Annotated in this window: 28 protein-coding genes; 26 read left to right on the top strand and 2 right to left on the bottom strand. The window is 60.1% G+C overall.

Going from position 1 to position 17,820, the window contains the following annotated elements:
- Nucleotides 1-41: 41 nt before the first annotated feature.
- Nucleotides 42-485: a PBECR2 nuclease fold domain-containing protein gene (locus FDG13_RS18560; protein WP_180131943.1), complete on the bottom strand. Its 444-nt coding sequence runs from the start codon at nucleotides 483-485 to the stop codon at nucleotides 42-44.
- Entirely contained in the window at nucleotides 482-814 is a 333-nt protein-coding gene (locus tag FDG13_RS18555) for a helix-turn-helix domain-containing protein (protein WP_180131941.1), read from the bottom strand. The genes FDG13_RS18560 and FDG13_RS18555 overlap by 4 nt, the downstream gene beginning before the upstream one ends.
- A 109-nt stretch (nucleotides 815-923) precedes the next feature.
- Between FDG13_RS18555 and FDG13_RS18550 the strand changes: the two genes are divergently transcribed.
- From FDG13_RS18550 to FDG13_RS18425, 26 genes are all read left to right on the top strand, one after another.
- Nucleotides 924-1,160, top strand: coding sequence for a helix-turn-helix domain-containing protein (locus tag FDG13_RS18550; RefSeq protein ID WP_180131938.1), 237 nt, complete (start codon nucleotides 924-926; stop codon nucleotides 1,158-1,160).
- Entirely contained in the window at nucleotides 1,157-1,618 is a 462-nt protein-coding gene (locus tag FDG13_RS18545; protein WP_255435323.1) for a helix-turn-helix transcriptional regulator, read from the top strand. The genes FDG13_RS18550 and FDG13_RS18545 overlap by 4 nt, the downstream gene beginning before the upstream one ends.
- A gap of 73 nt (nucleotides 1,619-1,691) precedes the next feature.
- Complete coding sequence (locus FDG13_RS18540) at nucleotides 1,692-2,633, top strand: hypothetical protein (RefSeq protein WP_180131936.1); 942 nt, start codon at nucleotides 1,692-1,694, stop codon at nucleotides 2,631-2,633.
- Between the two features lie 3 nt (nucleotides 2,634-2,636).
- Nucleotides 2,637-4,370, top strand: a complete 1,734-nt coding sequence (locus FDG13_RS18535; protein ID WP_180131933.1) for a DDE-type integrase/transposase/recombinase — start codon at nucleotides 2,637-2,639, stop codon at nucleotides 4,368-4,370.
- A complete protein-coding gene (locus tag FDG13_RS18530) occupies nucleotides 4,367-5,311 on the top strand; it encodes an AAA family ATPase (RefSeq protein WP_180131930.1) in 945 nt (314 codons plus the stop codon). Before FDG13_RS18535 ends, FDG13_RS18530 begins: the two co-directional genes overlap by 4 nt.
- A 28-nt stretch (nucleotides 5,312-5,339) precedes the next feature.
- The gene (locus FDG13_RS18525; protein WP_180131928.1) at nucleotides 5,340-5,729 is read left to right on the top strand and encodes a hypothetical protein; all 390 of its coding nucleotides are present in this window, start codon (nucleotides 5,340-5,342) and stop codon (nucleotides 5,727-5,729) included.
- A complete protein-coding gene (locus FDG13_RS18520; protein WP_180131925.1) occupies nucleotides 5,726-6,184 on the top strand; it encodes a hypothetical protein in 459 nt (152 codons plus the stop codon). The genes FDG13_RS18525 and FDG13_RS18520 overlap by 4 nt, the downstream gene beginning before the upstream one ends.
- A 10-nt stretch (nucleotides 6,185-6,194) precedes the next feature.
- The gene (locus FDG13_RS18515; protein ID WP_180131922.1) at nucleotides 6,195-6,431 is read left to right on the top strand and encodes a hypothetical protein; all 237 of its coding nucleotides are present in this window, start codon (nucleotides 6,195-6,197) and stop codon (nucleotides 6,429-6,431) included.
- 19 nt (nucleotides 6,432-6,450) lie between these two features.
- The gene (locus tag FDG13_RS18510) at nucleotides 6,451-6,960 is read left to right on the top strand and encodes a host-nuclease inhibitor Gam family protein (RefSeq protein ID WP_180131919.1); all 510 of its coding nucleotides are present in this window, start codon (nucleotides 6,451-6,453) and stop codon (nucleotides 6,958-6,960) included.
- A gap of 2 nt (nucleotides 6,961-6,962) precedes the next feature.
- Entirely contained in the window at nucleotides 6,963-7,829 is an 867-nt protein-coding gene (locus FDG13_RS18505) for a hypothetical protein (protein WP_180131916.1), read from the top strand.
- A gap of 2 nt (nucleotides 7,830-7,831) precedes the next feature.
- Complete coding sequence (locus tag FDG13_RS18500; RefSeq protein ID WP_180131914.1) at nucleotides 7,832-8,215, top strand: hypothetical protein; 384 nt, start codon at nucleotides 7,832-7,834, stop codon at nucleotides 8,213-8,215.
- On the top strand, nucleotides 8,212-8,607 hold the full coding sequence (locus FDG13_RS18495; RefSeq protein ID WP_180131911.1) for a hypothetical protein: 396 nt from the start codon (nucleotides 8,212-8,214) through the stop codon (nucleotides 8,605-8,607). The genes FDG13_RS18500 and FDG13_RS18495 overlap by 4 nt, the downstream gene beginning before the upstream one ends.
- A complete protein-coding gene (locus FDG13_RS18490; protein WP_180131908.1) occupies nucleotides 8,607-9,035 on the top strand; it encodes a zinc ribbon domain-containing protein in 429 nt (142 codons plus the stop codon). The genes FDG13_RS18495 and FDG13_RS18490 overlap by 1 nt, the downstream gene beginning before the upstream one ends.
- Entirely contained in the window at nucleotides 9,032-9,238 is a 207-nt protein-coding gene (locus tag FDG13_RS18485; protein WP_180131905.1) for a hypothetical protein, read from the top strand. The genes FDG13_RS18490 and FDG13_RS18485 overlap by 4 nt, the downstream gene beginning before the upstream one ends.
- Before the next feature lie 2 nt (nucleotides 9,239-9,240).
- On the top strand, nucleotides 9,241-9,408 hold the full coding sequence (locus FDG13_RS18480) for a hypothetical protein (protein ID WP_180131903.1): 168 nt from the start codon (nucleotides 9,241-9,243) through the stop codon (nucleotides 9,406-9,408).
- Entirely contained in the window at nucleotides 9,405-9,878 is a 474-nt protein-coding gene (locus FDG13_RS18475) for a phage protein GemA/Gp16 family protein (protein ID WP_180131900.1), read from the top strand. Before FDG13_RS18480 ends, FDG13_RS18475 begins: the two co-directional genes overlap by 4 nt.
- 4 nt (nucleotides 9,879-9,882) lie before the next feature.
- Nucleotides 9,883-10,371 (top strand): DNA-binding protein, encoded by a 489-nt coding sequence (locus FDG13_RS18470; protein ID WP_255435322.1) that lies wholly within the window; start codon nucleotides 9,883-9,885, stop codon nucleotides 10,369-10,371.
- A gap of 226 nt (nucleotides 10,372-10,597) precedes the next feature.
- Nucleotides 10,598-11,587 (top strand): phage protease, encoded by a 990-nt coding sequence (locus tag FDG13_RS18465; RefSeq protein ID WP_370528253.1) that lies wholly within the window; start codon nucleotides 10,598-10,600, stop codon nucleotides 11,585-11,587.
- 36 nt (nucleotides 11,588-11,623) lie between these two features.
- A complete protein-coding gene (locus tag FDG13_RS18460; RefSeq protein ID WP_180131897.1) occupies nucleotides 11,624-12,523 on the top strand; it encodes a Mu-like prophage major head subunit gpT family protein in 900 nt (299 codons plus the stop codon).
- Nucleotides 12,524-12,538: 15 nt separating this feature from the next.
- Nucleotides 12,539-13,066, top strand: a complete 528-nt coding sequence (locus FDG13_RS18455) for a hypothetical protein (RefSeq protein ID WP_180131894.1) — start codon at nucleotides 12,539-12,541, stop codon at nucleotides 13,064-13,066.
- A 1-nt stretch (nucleotide 13,067) separates the two neighbouring features.
- Nucleotides 13,068-13,571 carry a phage protein Gp36 family protein gene (locus tag FDG13_RS18450; protein WP_180131891.1) on the top strand — a complete coding sequence of 168 codons (504 nt, stop codon included), beginning with the start codon at nucleotides 13,068-13,070 and terminating at the stop codon, nucleotides 13,569-13,571.
- Nucleotides 13,568-14,083 carry a hypothetical protein gene (locus FDG13_RS18445; protein ID WP_180131888.1) on the top strand — a complete coding sequence of 172 codons (516 nt, stop codon included), beginning with the start codon at nucleotides 13,568-13,570 and terminating at the stop codon, nucleotides 14,081-14,083. The genes FDG13_RS18450 and FDG13_RS18445 overlap by 4 nt, the downstream gene beginning before the upstream one ends.
- Nucleotides 14,080-15,552, top strand: a complete 1,473-nt coding sequence (locus FDG13_RS18440) for a phage tail sheath subtilisin-like domain-containing protein (protein WP_180131885.1) — start codon at nucleotides 14,080-14,082, stop codon at nucleotides 15,550-15,552. The genes FDG13_RS18445 and FDG13_RS18440 overlap by 4 nt, the downstream gene beginning before the upstream one ends.
- Before the next feature lie 60 nt (nucleotides 15,553-15,612).
- Nucleotides 15,613-15,969 (top strand): phage tail tube protein, encoded by a 357-nt coding sequence (locus FDG13_RS18435; protein WP_180131882.1) that lies wholly within the window; start codon nucleotides 15,613-15,615, stop codon nucleotides 15,967-15,969.
- Nucleotides 15,970-15,971: 2 nt separating this feature from the next.
- Nucleotides 15,972-16,451, top strand: coding sequence for a hypothetical protein (locus FDG13_RS18430; RefSeq protein WP_180131879.1), 480 nt, complete (start codon nucleotides 15,972-15,974; stop codon nucleotides 16,449-16,451).
- 1 nt (nucleotide 16,452) lies between these two features.
- Entirely contained in the window at nucleotides 16,453-17,802 is a 1,350-nt protein-coding gene (locus FDG13_RS18425) for an SGNH/GDSL hydrolase family protein (RefSeq protein WP_180131876.1), read from the top strand.
- Nucleotides 17,803-17,820: the final 18 nt, after the last annotated feature.

Below are 17,820 nucleotides of genomic sequence, written 5' to 3'. Positions count from 1 at the left end.
CGCATGCTCCCTTTTTGGGGTGATTAAAACTGGCTATTGAATCATTGCGTGCCAAGCGGGTGCTTGGCTTTTTCAGCGGAGTACATCAAATCACCCTGCCGGAAAACTTCATCCATATTGCCTGATACATTGACCAAAGAACTCGGCAAAAGATGTACGCCGCTAAGTTCCCAGCGCATGGAGTAGATGAACTCAACAGCGATGCCTAAGGCGTCCCCTGTCAACTCCTGCTCAACTGTCCGAAGAACACGCAAGTAGGTTCGCTTCTTTACCCAGCCATCCGAGTTTTTCGGGTCGCGTACCCACTGCTGCCATATTTCTGAAGGTGTGGTGATAGTTTCGGCTACGACGCGAAGCTCTCGCCTTTGCTCTGGCTCCATGTTATTTGCAAGTCTAAAAATGTCTTGCTGGGTGAAGTGCACCAGTACACCAGTCACATCACGGTGCTTGATGAGGTCTCGGGCACCCTCCAGGCTGGAGGTCATTTGATTTCGATTCCCTTGGACTGGCGAAGAAACGTCAAACCATCAAGCCCCAGCTTTGCCATTTTGTGCTCAGCCAGCGCACGGCAGTTGCGCAAATAGGCCAACTCGGTTGGCGTAGACGCAACGTTCTCAACCCGCTCACCGGTAATTACATAGGCCACATCCACCCCCCACTTAGCCACCTCAGCTAAGTAATTTGCCTTTGGCGGTGTTCGGTCCGTCTCGTAATCAATTTGAGTCTTTTTGGTTGTGCCTGCAGCTTCGGCTAAGGATGTCTGGCTGAGGGTGAGGCGCTCACGCTCCTCTTTCAATCGTTTTCCAATGGTCACGAAATATTCTCCAAAAACGTATTGCAAGGTAACAAAATAGTGACTATGATTCACCTAACGCACTCGCCATGTGCGGATACCAAAAAAGTTAGGCGAAAGGTTAACAGATATGCATCCAGAACAAATTAAGGCAGCCATGCGAATGAATGGCGTCACGTCCGCTGTACTCGCTGACGAACTCGGCGTGGCTAGTAGCACTGTCAGCCAGGTGATCAGCGGGCGCGCCACATCGACGCGTATCGCCAAACGAATTGCGCAGATCGTTGGCCAGCCGGTGGAAGTGCTGTGGCCACCAAAACCTCGCCTGGTGTTGCGCCGCAACAAGTCGGCGGGAGCACTGGCATGACCCCGAACACTGAGTTTGAAAACACCGCTTTGCGTCTGAAGTTAGCGCTGAGCGTCTATGACGACAAAGACCTAGCTTCGATGCTTGGCCTAAGCCAGGCGGCGTTCTTTGACAGAAAAAAGAGAGGGTCCTTCCCAGTGAAAGAACTATGGGCTCTCAAGGGTAAGAGACCTGATTTGAACTTGAATGTTGACCACATCCTGGGCAAAGCCACGCCGAATCAATCAGTCATTCCCGCGCCGGCTGACTTGATAGACCCCCACGGATTTGGTGAGCGACTCAAGGTGGAACGCTCCCGACTTGGGTTGCGCCCGGAGGAACTTGCCGAGCTATGCGGCGTGGGCAAAAGCTCGCAGTTTCGGTACGAAACAGGCGAAGCATCCCCCAATGCTGACTATTTGTGCAAAGCACGAGCCGCTGGTGTGCGCTTGGAGTTCCTTTTCGCAGAAACAAACTGAGGACTGAATCGTGAGTAAAAAAGATACAACACCGACAGAAATTTCAAATGTCCGAACTGTGCGGACATTTGACTTGACGGTTGAAGACACCGAAGCCGCTCAATCAATCGGTGTGGTGATGACCGGGCCAATTGGTGATCGCATTACCCGCGCCGTACAGGCACACAACATGGCGGCGCGTCTGGCGGTAGAGGCCGGTTACTTGCTGCTGGGAATCAAAGCAGAGTCGGCTCACGGTGAGTTTGAGCGCGGGATTGAGGCGATGGGTCTATCACGGCAGCGCGCAGCCGAACTGATGACTACAGCCAAATTCGTCACCAGCCTGCCCGCAGCACAGCGCGCTGAGCTTCTGATGCTGCCAAAAACCAAGGTGTTGGCACTGGCCAGCGCAGACCCCGAAGTGTTGATTGATTTGCTGGATATGCCAGACGCGGACCTATGCAACTTGTCGGTGCGCGCGCTGCGGGCCCGCATCAAGGAACTGGAGGAAGAAGCGGGCAAACGCACCAAGCGCCTTGAAGCCGAGCTGGAACACCGAGACGCCGTGATCCAGAAGCTCAAAAAGAAAGACGTACAGCGCGACTTTGACCCGCTGACCCACATGGTGCGTGATGAATGCCTGGCCTACCAGGCGGGCGTAGAGATCAACCTGCAGAGCCTGTCCGCCCTGTTTGACGAAGTTGTGGCAGATGATCCACAGGCTCCCGAATGGACTTTGCGCCTGGAACAAATCTGGTTTGCAACCCACGCCGCAGCGGCACGCGTCACGGCCCTGCTTGACAAGGTGCGCACCACCATGCCCCGGCAGATGCCCCAGCAAGCTGCCACGCCCAACATGCTCACGCCCGACGAGGTGATGCACTGGACGCTGGAGTGGGAAACCATGGTGAGCCAGGCCAAGGTATCTGCAGCCACCCGTGCCGATCTGCGCGCCCAAGAAGGCCCGCGCGGTGTGGGTCGGCCAAAAGGGGCCAAGACTGGCGCCAAGCTGGACGGGAAAGCCAACAAGGCATAAGCCATGGCACGCACCGCAACCGCATTTATGCAGCCCCTTGACCCTGCCCAGCCGCTGGCACTGCGCCCAGTGGGCCAGGTGGTGGCTCTACGCCAGCGCGACCCCTGGCGTGAGGCCAGTGACGCGCAGCGCACTGTAGCCATAGCCCGCCATGATGTGGTGAGCTATGTGCTGGAGCTGGAGCGCACCGGCTTGTCTGCCAACCGCTCCATAGAACTGATGCTGACCCGCCACGAGCTGGGTCAACTGCACCCACACATGGTGCTGGCCCTGAAAGCTTGCGCCAAGGCCGGGCGCACTGCACCCACCCGCAACCCGATTTTTGAGTGGCGCAAGGTCATTCAAGACGGTGGCTCACGGGTGGACTTGATAGAGCACCACAAAGGCAAGGTCACCAACGTGCAGCCCGCCTGGTGGGGGCCAGCGCTGGAGTACTTCAACAACCCGAGTAAGCCCGACATGAGCACCGTGTGGCGCAGGCTGACCGAGGTGGACGGCTTTGCCTGCACCTATGAGCAGGTGCGCGGCTACCTGACCAGCGTGCCCGCCATGGTGGGGCGCAACAGCCCGGCGCGCATTGGCCGCAACCTGTACCGCTTAACCGAAAAAGCGTTCATGAAACGCAGCACCCAAAACGCCCTGCCGGGCGACGTGTACGTGGCCGACGGCTACCGCGCTGACGTGTATCTGGCGCACCCGGTCACTGGCAAGCTGTTCCGGCCAGAGCTGACCGTGGCCATTGACCTGCGCAGCCGCATGGTGGTGGGCTGGCGGGCTGATGAACACGAAGGCACTACTGCAGTGCAAAACATGTGGGCCGAGTGTTTTAGCCGCCACCGGCATGTGCCGCTGTTCCTCTACATCGACAACGGCTCTGGCTACAAGAACAAGCTGATGAGTGACGAGGTGGTGGGCTTCTACAACCGCGCAGGGGTGCAGCAGATCATTCACGCCATACCGGGCAACCCGCACGGTAAAGGATGGGTGGAGCGGTTTTTCAGGATCGTCAAAGATGATTTTCTGAAGCTGTGGATGCCGCAGTTTTACTGCGGTACCGACGCGGCCCCTGAGGCACTTAGCCACACGGTGAATGAGGTGCGCGCTGGGCGCATGCAGCTACCCAGCCTGGCGCAGTTCACCGATGCGTTTAACCAGTGGCTGAGCCGCTACGCCCAGCGCCCGCACCCAGAGGATGCCAGCCGCACCCGCGCCAGCCTGTGGGCTGAGCTGGTGCCTGTGGCACCGGCTGGCGATGTGAGCGAACTCAAACGCCAGGCCGCACTGCTGACAGTGCGCCGGGGCATGCTGCAGCATGGCAAGTGGCGCATTTACCGCCACCCGGATCTGCAGGCCTACAACGGCACCAAGGTGCTGCTGGAATACGACCTGATGGACAACACCGTGGCCGTGGTGCGCACCGAGCAAGGCCGCTGGATCTGTGATGCCCAGCTGGTCACAGCCATTGACGCTGTGGACACCACACGCATGGAAGAAAAGCGGGCCAACCGCGCGGCCGATGCCGTCAAACGCCTGGAAGAAAAGATTGCCGAGCAAAGGGCACGCGCTGGCCAGGTGATCGACGTGGAGGCCACCGCTCAAGCGGTTATCGAGAACGACCTCGACCTGCTGCTGGACCACGCTGGCCTTTTCCTGGCCGATGCGCCCCTGGACTTTGATGACCTGTTTGAGCGCAGCAACACCCCCACCGACGACAACCCTGAAGGAGAACTTGCATGACCACCACCGCATGGCCAGGCCACTACACGCCTGCCGACGCAACCCTGATTGAGCGCATGCGCGCCTGGATGGATGAGCGCAAATACAGCCAGGCCAGCCTGGCGCGGCTGGCCCGCATCAGCAGCAGCTCGCTCAACCAGATCCTCAAAGGCAGCTACGCCACCAGCCCGAGCAAGCTGCTGGCCAATGTTGAGAGCGCCATGCGCAACTTTGACGAAGGTGGCCGAGACACCAGCGTGGCGGTGGAGACCAGCGTCTACAAAATGGCTTTTGCTGCCTGCAGCATGGCCCGGCGCTACCGCAACTTTGCGGTGTTCAGCGGCTTTGTGGGCACCGGCAAAACCTTTGCGCTCAAGCGCTACGCCCGCAAGAACCCCAACACCTTTTTGATTGAGGCCACGCCCACCATGACACCGCAGAGCCTGGTGCGGCTGCTGAGCCGCACGGTGGTGGGGGTGGATGCCAAAGGCAGCATTGACGACAAGTTTCGGGCCGTGGTGGACGCGCTGCGCAACACGGACAGCTTGCTGATCGTGGACGAGGCCGAGACGCTGACACCCCACCAGCTGCACACCCTGCGCCGCCTGCGCGACCTGGCCAACATTGGCATCGTGCTGGCGGGCACAGAGTACCTGGCTGGGCTGATCAAGCCCGAGCGGGGCCAGTTTGACCAGATCCGCAGCCGCTGTGGCTTTTGGCCCGAGACCGTGCGTGGCATCACCGAAGACGATGCCGCCGCCCTGGTGCAGGCCAACCTGGGCACCGAGGAAGTGCCTGACGCGGTGGTGCAGCGCCTGTATGCCCACAGCCGTGGCAGCGCCCGCATGCTGGTTGAGGGGCTGCTGGCGGGGCTGAAAGAGTTTCGCCGGGGCCGCCCTTTGAGCGTGGCCCTGGTGGACAGCGTAGCCAAAGACGCGCTGTGCCTGCAAAGCGCAGCCTGACACCCACACACACACCAGGAGGCTCATCATGAAGAAATTTGCCGTAACCATCACCCTGGCCAATGGCACCACCGTGCTGCGCGAAGTGCAAGCCAGCGATGCGCTGGACCTGTATGACAAGGCCCGCGAAGTTTCCAAGGAATACCCGGACTGTGTGGGTTACCACAGCAAGCTGGCCGTCACGCCAGGTGAGCGCCAGCGTCGGTTTACTGACCGGCCAGGCGTGGCCCGCGAGGCCTACCCCCAGCCCACCCACCCGTTTGCACCTGGCGTGATCCAGGGCCCGCACTGGAGGCCAGATGGATTTACCGAGCAGGATGAGCGGTTTGGCCTGACGTTGCTGCAAACCGGCCAGCTTGTGGTGGTGCTGTTTGTACTGGCGCTGATTGCTGGCTACGTGGTGGGAGTGCGGTCATGAGCACAGTCTCCCGCACCCACCCAAGGCAGTCGCAAGACACACTCGACCTGCTCAATTTTGTGAATGCCAGGCAGTCTGTGACTTATGCCGAGTTGTTTGACCAATTCCGGGACGATGGCCATGAAGGTGACAACGATGCCGATACACATCGCCGCTTTGGAACTCGGATGGCGCACCTTCTGGAGAAAGGCCAGCTTGCCTGCACTGGCCGGGGGCGCAGCCGCATGTTCACGCTTGGGCCAGATGCAGTTGACCAACCAGCCAGCGCTGCCGGTGTTGAGCGCAACCAGAAAAAGAAGCCAGCTGCCAAAGCTTGCAGCAGTGCCCCCCTTGCGCCACTGCCATACCTCAACTTGAGCCGCCTGCCAGCCACCGTGCTGCCCAGCCGCAGCCCAGTGTTGCGCCCCGGTGCCCTGGACTTCCAACGCGTGGCCTCCCGTGGCTTTGCCTGCTGAAAGCACTGCCATGACCACCTCTTTTACCCGCGCCGAGGCCGAGGACGCCACCCGCCAACTGATTGCTCTGGCCTTGTCTTTGGGCAAGGTCGATCTGTCCATGACTGCGCTGTTGAGCGCCTACGCAAGCATTGCCACCAATGGGCCGCCACCGTGCCTACCCGCCGCCATCGAACCCCTGCAGCGCACCGCCCAGGTGCTGAAAGACATCGACCAGGTGCGTGCTGTTTTTGTGAAACCGTTTTAACTGAAAGGAACTACCCCAAATGGCAACCCGTATCAAAACCAAAGCCGCCGACGCCCCCCAGACCTTGGCCCAGGTGCAAAGCGACATCCGCCAAATTGGCGACCTGCAGCGCGAGCATGCCCGCATGAGTGCGGACCTCAACGACAAAGTGGCCCAACTCACCGAAGCCGCTGCCCCGCTGCTGAAAGACCTGCAGGAACGCAGCGCAGCCCTTCAGAAGGGCGTGCAGATCTACTGTGAAGCCAACCGCGAAGAGCTGTGTGGCAAAGGGAAAACCGCCAACCTGGTTACTGGTGAGGTGCAGTGGCGCCAGCGCCCGCCCAGCGTGAAGGTGACCGGTGTGGACGCTGTGATCGCCTGGCTCAAGAACATGAGTCTCACTGCCTTCATCCGCACCAAGGAAGAGATCAACAAGGAAGCCATGCTCAATGAGCCCGAGAAAGCCAAGGGTGTGCCAGGTGTGACCATCGTCACAGGCGTCGAGGACTTTGTGATCGTGCCGTTTGAAGTCGACACAGAGATGGCCTGATCATGAACATCACAAAACTACCAATCAAGCCACGCCGCATCTATTTGGCCTCCAGCTGGCGCAATCCTACCCAGCCCGCAGTTCTTGAGGCCTTACGTGCCGCTGGACATGAGGTCTACGACTTCCGCAACCCAGCACCCGGGCAGAAGGGGTTTGCCTGGCGCGACTGCGGCGGCATCGCCGCCCAGGACGGCCCCGGTACCGGCGCCAAGACCATTCCGGCCTATATGGAGGCCATTCGCTCTGAGCGCGCCGCTGACGGCTTTGCATTTGACAAGGCCGCTCTGGACTGGTGTGACACCTGCGTGCTGGCCCTGCCGTGCGGGCGTAGTGCCCATTTGGAGCTGGGTTATGCATGTGGCCAGGGAAAAGACACCTACGTGCTACTGCACGAAGACAAGTTTGAGCCGGAGCTGATGTACTTGCTGAACACCGACATCTGCACCGACGTGGATCAGATCATCGACCTGATGGCCACCCGACAGCCCTATGACATTGGGCGCTGGTTCGCTGAGTCTGGTGGACGCTATATCGTGCCGTCTGCGCACGCTTTACGCCTGCTCCATGAAGTCGTGGAGCTGTGCGTGGCGGCCGGTGCAACTGAGGAAGAAATCATCCAATGTACTGCCGGTGAGCTTGGAAAGGCTGCGTATCGAAGCGAGTACGGAGGCAATCCTGACGAGGTTCCCATTGAGTGGGCAGACTGCGCCATCCTGCTGAAGGTCTTTGAGAACCTGGCCAACATTAATGGCCACCAGGTCATGCGCAACAAGCTGAATGTGCTCTGGGACCGCAAGTGGGCGCCTGATTCTGGTGGTGCTCTCTATCGTCCTGCCACTATCGGTCAGGAAACGGGTGGAGAGGTCTGATCATGCCCGCGATCAACTTCTACCCACGCTTTGCTGACCAGGTCGAAAGCGGTCAGAAACGCCAGACCATCCGCCTGAGGCAATTCCACCCAGGTGCCACCTTGTACTTGTTGACCGGCCAGCGCACCGCCTGGTGCCAGCGCCTGGGTGTGGGCACCGTGACCCGCTGCCGCCCGGTGGTGGTGGACTTCTACAACTATGTGCCACGCATCGTGGTTGATGACGTTGCGCTGTCAATGAAGCAAATGGAAGCCTTTGCCCGTGCAGACGGCTTCCCGGATCTGGACTCGTTCATGGACTTTTTCGGCGACCACCACACCCTGCCGCTGGCGGCCTGGGTGACTGAGTGGGATCTGGCTGAGCAGACTGAGGAGACACCCGCATGAGCATGACCCAAGAACACCTGGACCTCGCCATGAAGGCGGTGGCCCATGTCATCAAACGCATGCAGTCAGACCCACGCCTGGCCTACCTGATGGGCCCTGGCACAGAAGCGTTTGACTTGCTCATCGCAGCAGCTGCCGCCCCATCTGGTCTAGATGAGGATTTTTTAGGTGAGCAGATCACGGGGACGCTTGCACCTCAGCCGGTTGCAGCCATCGGTGTAGCTGCTGCCGAGGTCGACCAGGAGCTGCTGGCCCGAATCGCGCTGTATGACGACGGTGTCCACGACCGCGACAACCAAAACGATCTGAACATGCTGGTCAATCACTTTGTCAGGCGCGGTCTGGAAGTGGCCGAGGCTGAGCGCGACACCATTACAAAGGAGATTTTCTGATGAGTACCACCATTCCATCGGGCCCACGAACCAGTCGCGGTCATCGTCACGCCGAGGCCTTTTGCCTCATGTGGTACGCCTGCCAATCCTGTGGTCACACCGAGCAGTTTTGGAACTCGCGCGACGGAGTGACGCCATTCAGTACGGCATGCCCGAGTTGCGGTAAGCCCGATCTGTTTCACGTCAACTTCTCCCGTGACAAGTACGCGCCGAAACACGTTCCGCACGTGGGGCAACGGGTCTGGGTGTCTATGACAAAAGATCACGCGCAGGCTTTCGCCAAGAAACGGTTCGAAGCACTGAAGGCCCATCGCCGTGTTGAGCCGAGCGAAGAAGAATCGATATATCAGGCGGTGTTTGAGTCAATTTATCGAGATGGCCACGAACCAAACATGGTGGTCACTGGCTATTCGTGGAGTCAATCATGATCATGACCCCAAACCAACTGCGCAACCTTGCAAACGCGCGCCTGACCACCAGGCGCAAATCCGCGTGGGCCGAACAGGCTGAGCAAGCGCTGAGATCTGCAGCCGCCGATCTGGAGCGCTTTCAGCGCGAGCACCAAGCCCGGCACCAGGTTGTACTGCGGTCGTATGGCGAAACCACTCAACCCGTTTATTTGGGAAGTTGACCATGAACACCGTCGCCCAATTCATCGGTTACGCCTACCTGGTGGCCTGTTTGCTGAGCCAATTCGGCCTGCTTGATGTGTTTGTCTGCATTGGCAAGCCAGGCTCCTGTCTCGTCGTTCCGGCCTCGCCTGCAAAGACAATAGGCACCCCCAGGGAGAAGAGCGCATGACCGCTTTGAACAAACACAAACTACAACTGCTGGGCATTGCCAAGACGTGGGCCTGCAAAACGCTGCCGGGCTGGGATGACACTGCACACCGCGATCTGCTGAGCCGCCACGGTGCTGTGGCACTGCCATCTACTGAGGGGCGGGTGTCTGCCACCAGCATGAACTTGGTGCAGCTGGAGGCTGCGCTGGCCGATTACGAGGCACGGGGCTGGAACCGACTGCACCGGCAGTTTGTTCCTGCAGGTGCAGCGCCTGGTGCAAAGCGGCCGGTGCCCAAGCACATCGCCCACCTGGTGCGGCTTTGGGGGCGGCTGGGTCAATCTGACAAAGTGAAGGATGCGTCTCGGCCCGCGCTGCTGGCCTGGTGTGAGCGCCAAACGCAGCACACATTGCCCAATCTGGACGCCCTGACGACGAAAGAGAGCCAGAAGATCATTGAAGCGCTCAAGTCCTGGCTGGGGAGGGACTGAGCACATGGCCAAGCGCCCCGCCCGCCAACCGGTGCATCAGGACCGCAGTGCGCCCGTGCCCACGCACTGGCCTGCGGTGGACGATGAACTGATGCGCACCCTGCCGCCTGTGCTGCGCGCCATTGTGCGTGCGCTGGGCTTTGGCAGGGCGCGGGAGCTGCTGGAAGAACGGGGCGGTGCGCCGATCTGGATACCGGTGCAAAAGCTGGCGGCCTTTGGCCTGCAGCCAGATGAGATGCAGCGCCTGCGGGTGGCGCTGGAGCCGCATCTGAACGAGACCAGGCGCATCACCCTGCCCAAAGTGGACAAGCTGTTTCTGCGCTACCGTAACGAGCAGATCCTGCGCGACCGGGGCAACAGGTCGGCGCGTGAGATTGCCCAGATACATGCCCTGACCACCCGCCAGGTGCTGAACATTTTTGCCCAGGGTGATGGGCCAGTTTCTTGCCGTGGGCAGGATGAAGATAGCAGACAGCCCGATTTGTTTGCATAGCCAGGGACAGCCTGGCGCGTTATTGGCCCGCCAAGCCATTTAAACGCATTCAAAACGCTATGTGCAGGCTTGGTACATAGCAGCGCCGCAGAAAACCTGCCAAGCGGCCACAAGCCATTTTGTTGGGTAGGCCAACAGAACCAGCGCGAAACATTTCCCGCGTATTCGCACCCCCCCGCAAATCTGACACTGCCTCCATCGCATTTCTTTGCATGGAGCACACACGGTGGCAGGTCAAACCCAATCAGCGCAGAAACCCAAGGTCAGTCTGGCCAGCATGTCGTTCGTGTTGGAGCTGGGTGCGCCGGATGCTGCTGGCCTGGCACCGGTGCCTACCGAGGCGCATCTGCTGCCACCGGGGCCTTTCCGCTCGACGGATGGGCGCCCGGAAGATTGTGAAGCCTGGCAGCTTGACGCCACGATTGCCGCCCGGGTGATCGACCGGGCCAGCCAGCGCAAAAACGATGTGCTGATCGACTACGAGCACCAAAGTCTGTACGCGTCCATGAACGGTCAGCCAGTGATCGCGGCTGGGTGGTTTACAGGCCCGTCGCTGGTGTGGCGAGAAACCGGGCTGTTTGCTACAGGCATCGACTGGGTAGCTGAAGCGGCCGAGCGCATCGCTGGAAAGAAGTACCGCTACATCAGCGCCTACTTTTCTTATTACGCCAGCACTGGCGAGGTGCTGGAGATTTTGTCTGTGGCATTGACCAACACCCCAGGCCTGGATGGCCTGAACGCCCTGAGTGCGCGGGCGGCTTTGTCGCGCTCTGTTTTTGCAACCCCTCCCACCGACTCAACCAAGGATGAAAAGGTAACCATGGACCCAAAAGACGAACAAATTGCGGCGCTGACCAGCAAAGTGGCCACGCTCGAGCCCGAGGCCGCCAGAGTGGCCGCACTGACCACCGAGCGCGATACGGCTGTGACTGCTTTGGCCGCACTGACCAACCAGGTGGAAAAAGACAAACACACGGCGCTGCTGACGGCTGCGCTGTCTGATGGCCGCCTGGCCCCGGCGCAAAAGGCCTGGGCTGAAAAACAGAGCCGGGCTGCGCTGACTGAATACCTGGATGCCAGCAAGCCGCTGGTGGACCAGTCTCGCCAGGTGGACCCCAAAGCCGAACAAGGCGGCCACGGCCTGACCGAGGTGGAGCTAGCCGCTTGCACCCGCATGGGTGTAACGCCCGAGGCTTTCCTGGCGGCCAAGAAGTAGCCAACCCAAACACCCATCACACAAAAGGAACAGCACATGCTTACACAAGCACAACTTGATGCACTGAAGACCACTCTGGTGGCCCGCTTTACCGCTGGGCTGGCACTGAGCCCTGACGATTGGAAGAAGGTGGCAGGCCTCATCCGCAGCAACGGCAAAAGCAACACCTACGCCTGGTTGACCCAGTTCCCGGCTTTCCGCGAGTGGGTGGGTAGCCGCCTGCACAAGAAGCTGGCTGAGAAAGCCTACACGGTGGTCAACAAGAAGTTTGAAACCACTATCGATGTCGAGCGCACAGACGTTGAAGATGACTCTTTTGGGCACTATGGCGATGTTGCCGAGGGCCATGGCCAAGCCGCCAAGGACCTGATGAATGACATCATTTTTCAGGCGCTGGCTGCCGGGTTTACGGCGACTTGCTATGACGATCAGTTCTTTTTTGACGCTGACCACCCGCTGTATGCCAACGAAGATGGCACCGGTACCGTGACCCAGCAAAGCAACATGCAGGCAGGCGCTGGTGCGCCTTGGATCATGCTGTGCACCAAACGTGCACCCAAGCCGATCTATTTGCAAGAACGCGTGAAGCCCACCCTGGAGTCGGTGACTTCGCCGCAAAACCAGTCTGTGTTTGACCTTGATGTGTACAGCTTTGGTGGACGGTGGCGCGGTAATGCTGCCTACGGCTTCTGGCAGTGTGCATTTGGCAGCAAGGCGGCTCTGACCAAAGCCAACTTTGACCTGGCTTACAACGCCATGATGGACTTCAAGGGCGACGGCGGGCGCAAGCTGGGCCTGATGGCCGACACCCTGGTGGTGGGCTCCACCAACCGTGTGGCGGCCGAGGACATTTTGCTCAAGCAGAACCTGGCCAACGGCGAAAGCAATACCAACTACAAGCGCCTGGAGCTTGTGGTGACCCCGTGGCTGGCGTAAGGGAGTGCACGCATCATGAGCAATACCGTTCTTTTTGTACGCATCGGGCCGAAAACCGGCCCTGAGAAGTTCTTTCGCTGTGCGATCCAGTTCGCCCGCACCTGGAAGCGGGTGGAGGTGGACGGCGCCACTGCCGAGCGCCTGCGCGGTGAGCAGATGCTGGAGGTGACAAGTACCCGCCCTGCTGACTATGTGGAGACACCTGAGGAGGCCGAAGCTGCGGCAGATGCACAGGCAGCCCAGGCGCAACAGCTGGCGGCTGTGCAAGCCACCACTGAAGCCCTGGCGCTGGCTGATGCTGCCACGGCGGCTACGGTGGCCACTGTTGGCGCTGGTGCTGCTGACGTGTTGGCTGATGCAGCCACTGTGACCACTGTTGGTGCTGGTGCTGCTGACGTGTCGGCTGCTGTGGCCAATGCCGGCACTGATGCCACCGATGTAGCTGCGGCTGGCTCAGTTGCGGGAGATCCTGCTGCTGACAAGGCACAAACGCCTGCCCCAGCTGTGGCCAAGCCCAAGGCAGCTGCAGCCAAGAAGCGCTGACATGGGCTACGCAACCCGCGCCGATCTGCTGGCCCGCACCAACGCACGCCGTCTGGCGCAGTTGGCGGTGCCTGCAGACGTGGCCATGGTGCCGCTGGAGGTGATGCGTGCCGCCCTGGACGGCAGCGCCACCGGCACCCTGGACACGGCCACGGCGCAAGCTGTTGCGCTGGCCCTGCAAGCGGTGGACAAGGCGCTGGGCGATGCGGACGCGCTGATGCAAAGCTATGGTGTGCCAGCAACGGCCACCGGCACCATGCTGACGCGCATTGCATGCACGCTGGCCATGTACTACTTGCAGGGTGCAGAGCGTCTGGAAAAGGATGAGATCAGCGCTTACGACGGTGTGATCAGCCTGCTCAAGCAATATCGGCGCGGTGAGATTGACTTGACACCTGGTGTGCCTGCCGACCCGGCCGAGCCCGAGGGTGACCTGGTGAGCATGGAGTCTGCCCCTGCGCGCTATGGCTCCAGCGGCGAGTCCTACGGCTGGAGCGAGACATGATCTCTCTGACGCCGCTGATTGTGCTGATTCGCACGGGCCAGCCGTCTGGCTTTGCTGATCACTGGTTTCGCGAGGTGGGCGGTGCGGCTGAGTTTGCCAAGACGGCCACGATCAAATCCTTGCCGTTGCCCGCGTGCTGGCTTGTGCGTGATGCGGATACCGTGACGCCCAAGGGTGAGCGGGCCGAAGACGTGGCCCTGGCGTTTGATGTGGTGATTGCGATCACCAATGTGCGCATGCAGTCAGCTGGCGAGACGGATGACGCGCTGCTGCGCTACCGCCGGGCTGTGCATGCGCTGCTGCTTGGTTGGCGCTACCCCCAGGAGCCGCTGGGTACGCATAACCGGACCTGGATTCGGTCGATCAAGTTTGCGGGCGGCCAGGTGATTGAGTACACCGATGGCGATTTGTGGTGGCGCGACCGCTACACATTTGACGCGCACCTGACCAACTACCTGCCCGACCCACCGCCTTTTGACAGATTGCAACCCGTTACTGGAGAGAACCTATGAGCGTTTCGTTTGACAACATCCCCAGCGCCCTGCGTTATCCAGGTGCGTACATCGAGATTGATGGCAGTGCTGCTGGCTTGTCTGGTGGCTTGGGCAGCGTGCTGATCGTGGGCCAGAAGCTGGCGGCTGGCACGGCCCCGGCCGGTGAGATCACGCTGGTGAGCAGCGTGCAGGATGCCAAAACCAAGGCGGGCGCTGGCAGCATGCTGGCCCGCATGGTGTCCCGGTACCGGGCGATTGACCAGGCGCTGGATGTGTACATGCTGCCCTATGCCGACAACGTGGCCGGGGTGGCCGCGACAGGCACGCTGGTGGCCACTGCTGTGCCCAGCGAGGCGGGCACGCTGGGCCTGTACATCGGTGGTGACCTGGTGAGTGTGGGTATCACGGCTGGCATGGCCACCACGGCTGTGGCTGCGGCCATTGCGGCGGCTATCACGGCCAGCACCTTGGACTTGCCGGTGACAGCTGCGGTGACCGCCAGCACGGTGACCCTGACCGCCCGGCACAAAGGCACTTGTGGCAACGGTATTGACCTGCGCACAAACCTGTATGGCGAGCGCACGCCCGCAGGCCTGGGGCTGACCATCAACGCCATGACCGGCGGCACGGGTGACCCGGCCCCTGGTGCGCTGACCAGCATCATTGGACAGCGCTGGTACAACTATGTGGCGCTGGGCATGAATGACCAGGCTACGCTGGCCGCCTGGCACACCGAGAGCGTGCTGCGCTATCGGCCACCGGTGCAGGCGGGCTTCCGGGCGTTTGCGGCCATGCGCGGGGACTATGCGGCTGCGGTGGCTTTTGGCGCCACGGGCAATTACGAGCACATCAGCACACTGGCGCTGGGTATCAACCCGGTGAGCCACTGGGAGGCTGCGGCCATCGTGGCGGCAGCTGCTGCACCCAAGCTGCGCAACAACCCGGTGGAGAGCCTGGAGGGGCGCACGCTCACCGGCCTGGTGGGTGTGAGCTACTTTGACTGGACGCAAGCCAACAGCCTGCTTTACAAGGGTATGAGCGTGCTGCAGATGACACAGGACGGCACTTGCAGCGTCAAGCGTCTGATCAGCATGTACCAGTACCGGCCAGACGGCAGCGCAGATGACGCTTACCTGGACATCAACGCCGCAGAGGTGATGGAGCGCATCCGGTACGAGCAGCGCATTGGGGCGATCCAGCGCTTTACCGGCACAGCGGCGGCCAAGACGAACGAGGGGTATCGCCCTGGGCTGCGCATTACCACTGAGGCCGATGTGCGCGCCTATTTGCTGAGCCTGTACCAGTTCACCCTGATGCGCGAAAAAGGCTGGTGCCAGGCGTATGACTACTACAAGAGCACCCTGGTGGTGGAGCAAGACCCCACGAACCCAAGCCGTTTCAACTATGTGGATCAGCCGGTGGTGTTGAGCCCGTTCTACATCTTGGCTGGGCGTGCCAAGTTCCGCAAAGCGGTGCCGGTGGCGTGATTTGAAGCCGCTTTGAAGCCCGTTTGACAGACCATTTTGTGACCATTGAGGAGCTTTTGAATGAGCATGACCAACATTGAAACGGTGAGTGTGCCCAGCGTGGGCAAGCTTGCCCTGGCTGACAAGCCCGGCACGTTCACCCCCAGCGGCAAGAAGCGCGAACACAAGCCGGGCCGTCTGCCAGAAGACGGTGGTTTCACCGAAAGCGGCACACCTGCGCGCCTGGAGCTGAATCTGAACTTGACACCTGGTGTGGACGTGGTGGCCCTGGGGGCCATCGTCAATGAGGATGTGACGGTGCGCTTGTCTGATGGGTCGGTGCATTTGATGGCAAGGGCGTTTGCCACAGATGCGGTTGGCGTGGCCGATGGCGATGCCAAGCTGACCCTGATCAGCAACACCAGCGAGAAGATGTAACCATGGGCGGCCCAGCTACCAGCGACGGCATCGTCAACCTGCGCGGGGTCATTCGCGGCAACAAGCTGGTGTCGATCCTTGACCATGAGGGCAAGGACTTGGGTGCGCCAGTGACGGCAAAGGAGAGTCTCACCGGGGCGATTGAAATTATTGACCCGAGCACGGGTTTGCCGATAGAAATGGGCGGTGGTGGCAGCAGCACTTCAGTGGCCTTAACCGCCACTCGCGCCACGACATCGGCGGACAACGGCGCGATTCTTGAGAACAGCACCAGCAGCACATTTACAGTCACCCTTACGGCCAGCACCGTTGCCAAGGGCCTGACCTTGATGAATACAGGCACAGGGCAGATTGTTGTCGCTGTGGGCTCTGGGGTGACGCTTGTAGACGGCTCGACATCAGTCTCTGCGCCATTTCAAGGCCAGATGATCCACATCATTCCCACCACGACACCCAATAAATACCTAGCTAAGGTGGGCTGATATGCACTCAGCAGCAGCTATTTCAGCTCCCAAAGGCATCTACACGGGCTATTCGTACCACATCACCGGAGCCGTCACGGGGGTGGCAGATGGCGGGGTTGGCGCGCTGTCCGCTTTTGGGAAGCACTTTGACAACTTGAACGGCGTATCACTGCGCTACGCTGTTAAATGCACGCCCATCACGATTGGCCTCAACGGAACCGAGTTTCTGACGATCAGCTTGGTCAATGGCGCCAACAGTCTGTCAGCGGTCAGCACCTCGTACCAAATGCTTGCGGCGAACGCCGAAGACCACATTGTGGTTGAGTGGGACACCAACGCAGCGGCAGGTGCAAAGCGGCTAAAGGCTTATGTCAATGGCGCTGAAATCGCTTTGACCATCACAGACGCCAGCCCTGCATTCACACTGGCGTATTCAACCCTTGCGCCAAACGTGTGCTACCAGTCGCCGCTTGCGATTCGTGAATTCATGTTGTGGCTCAATACCATCCCATCCTTTCCGGCTGCATTGAGCCAGCTGCGCACAGCGGCCAACGCCCCGGCTGATGTTGGTGAGCGAGGGCAGTATTTGGCTGTGCGCCCTGATGTGTATCTGAGCCTGCGTGGAGCCGCTGCAGCAAAAGCATTTGCGTCCAACCGCGGCAAATCTGCTGGTACTTGGTCGTTTGCATCTGGTATTGCGTATCCCAACCGGACGCGCATCATGGGCTACGGCGACAGTAACGGGAGCGGAAATGGGCAGGCAACCCCTTACATGTCAAAGCTCGGGGACTTGTTCACCATAAAGCTCGCTTTTGCTAACCACTGCGTAGCAGGCGCTACGCTGGGGGCAATTGCCAGTTACATCCGCAATGGAGGCATCCAAGGTCGGCCATCTATGGCTTACGTCAAAGCTAATTGGCCTGACGCCATTTTTGTGCTTGAAGGCGGCGGGAACAGCTTGCCGACAGATGGCACGGGTGGCGTGACAGTCGCCACACTGACGGCGCTGTGGCATGACATTGTTCTGGCTGTTACTGAGTCCCTGCCCGATGCTCGGTTCATTGTGCAGGGCATTTCGTCACGGGTCACATCCGAGGTTGGCACATACAAATACGACATGCTGCATGGGGTGAACGCCAACCTCGCGGCAACTTACGGGGCTCGATACTTTGATGTTGACGACTATTTGCGATCAGATCAAGCATTTACGGATGCCGGGTACACAAAGACCGCACAGGACATTGCAGATCAGGCAAACCAGATTATCCCGACAGCGTTCCGTGCAGACGTGACCCACCTTAACCAAAAAGCGCACGATTTGCTGCTGCCACGTGCTTTCGCGCTGATGCAGTCTCTTGGCTATGTTTGAACCCAATCCCCTCTGCAC

Source organism: Rhodoferax sp. BLA1 (genome assembly GCF_013416775.1).
Lineage (GTDB): Bacteria > Pseudomonadota > Gammaproteobacteria > Burkholderiales > Burkholderiaceae_C > Rhodoferax.
The sequence above is the reverse complement of the archived record's forward strand: the minus strand, read 5'-3'. Positions and strand labels throughout refer to the sequence as shown.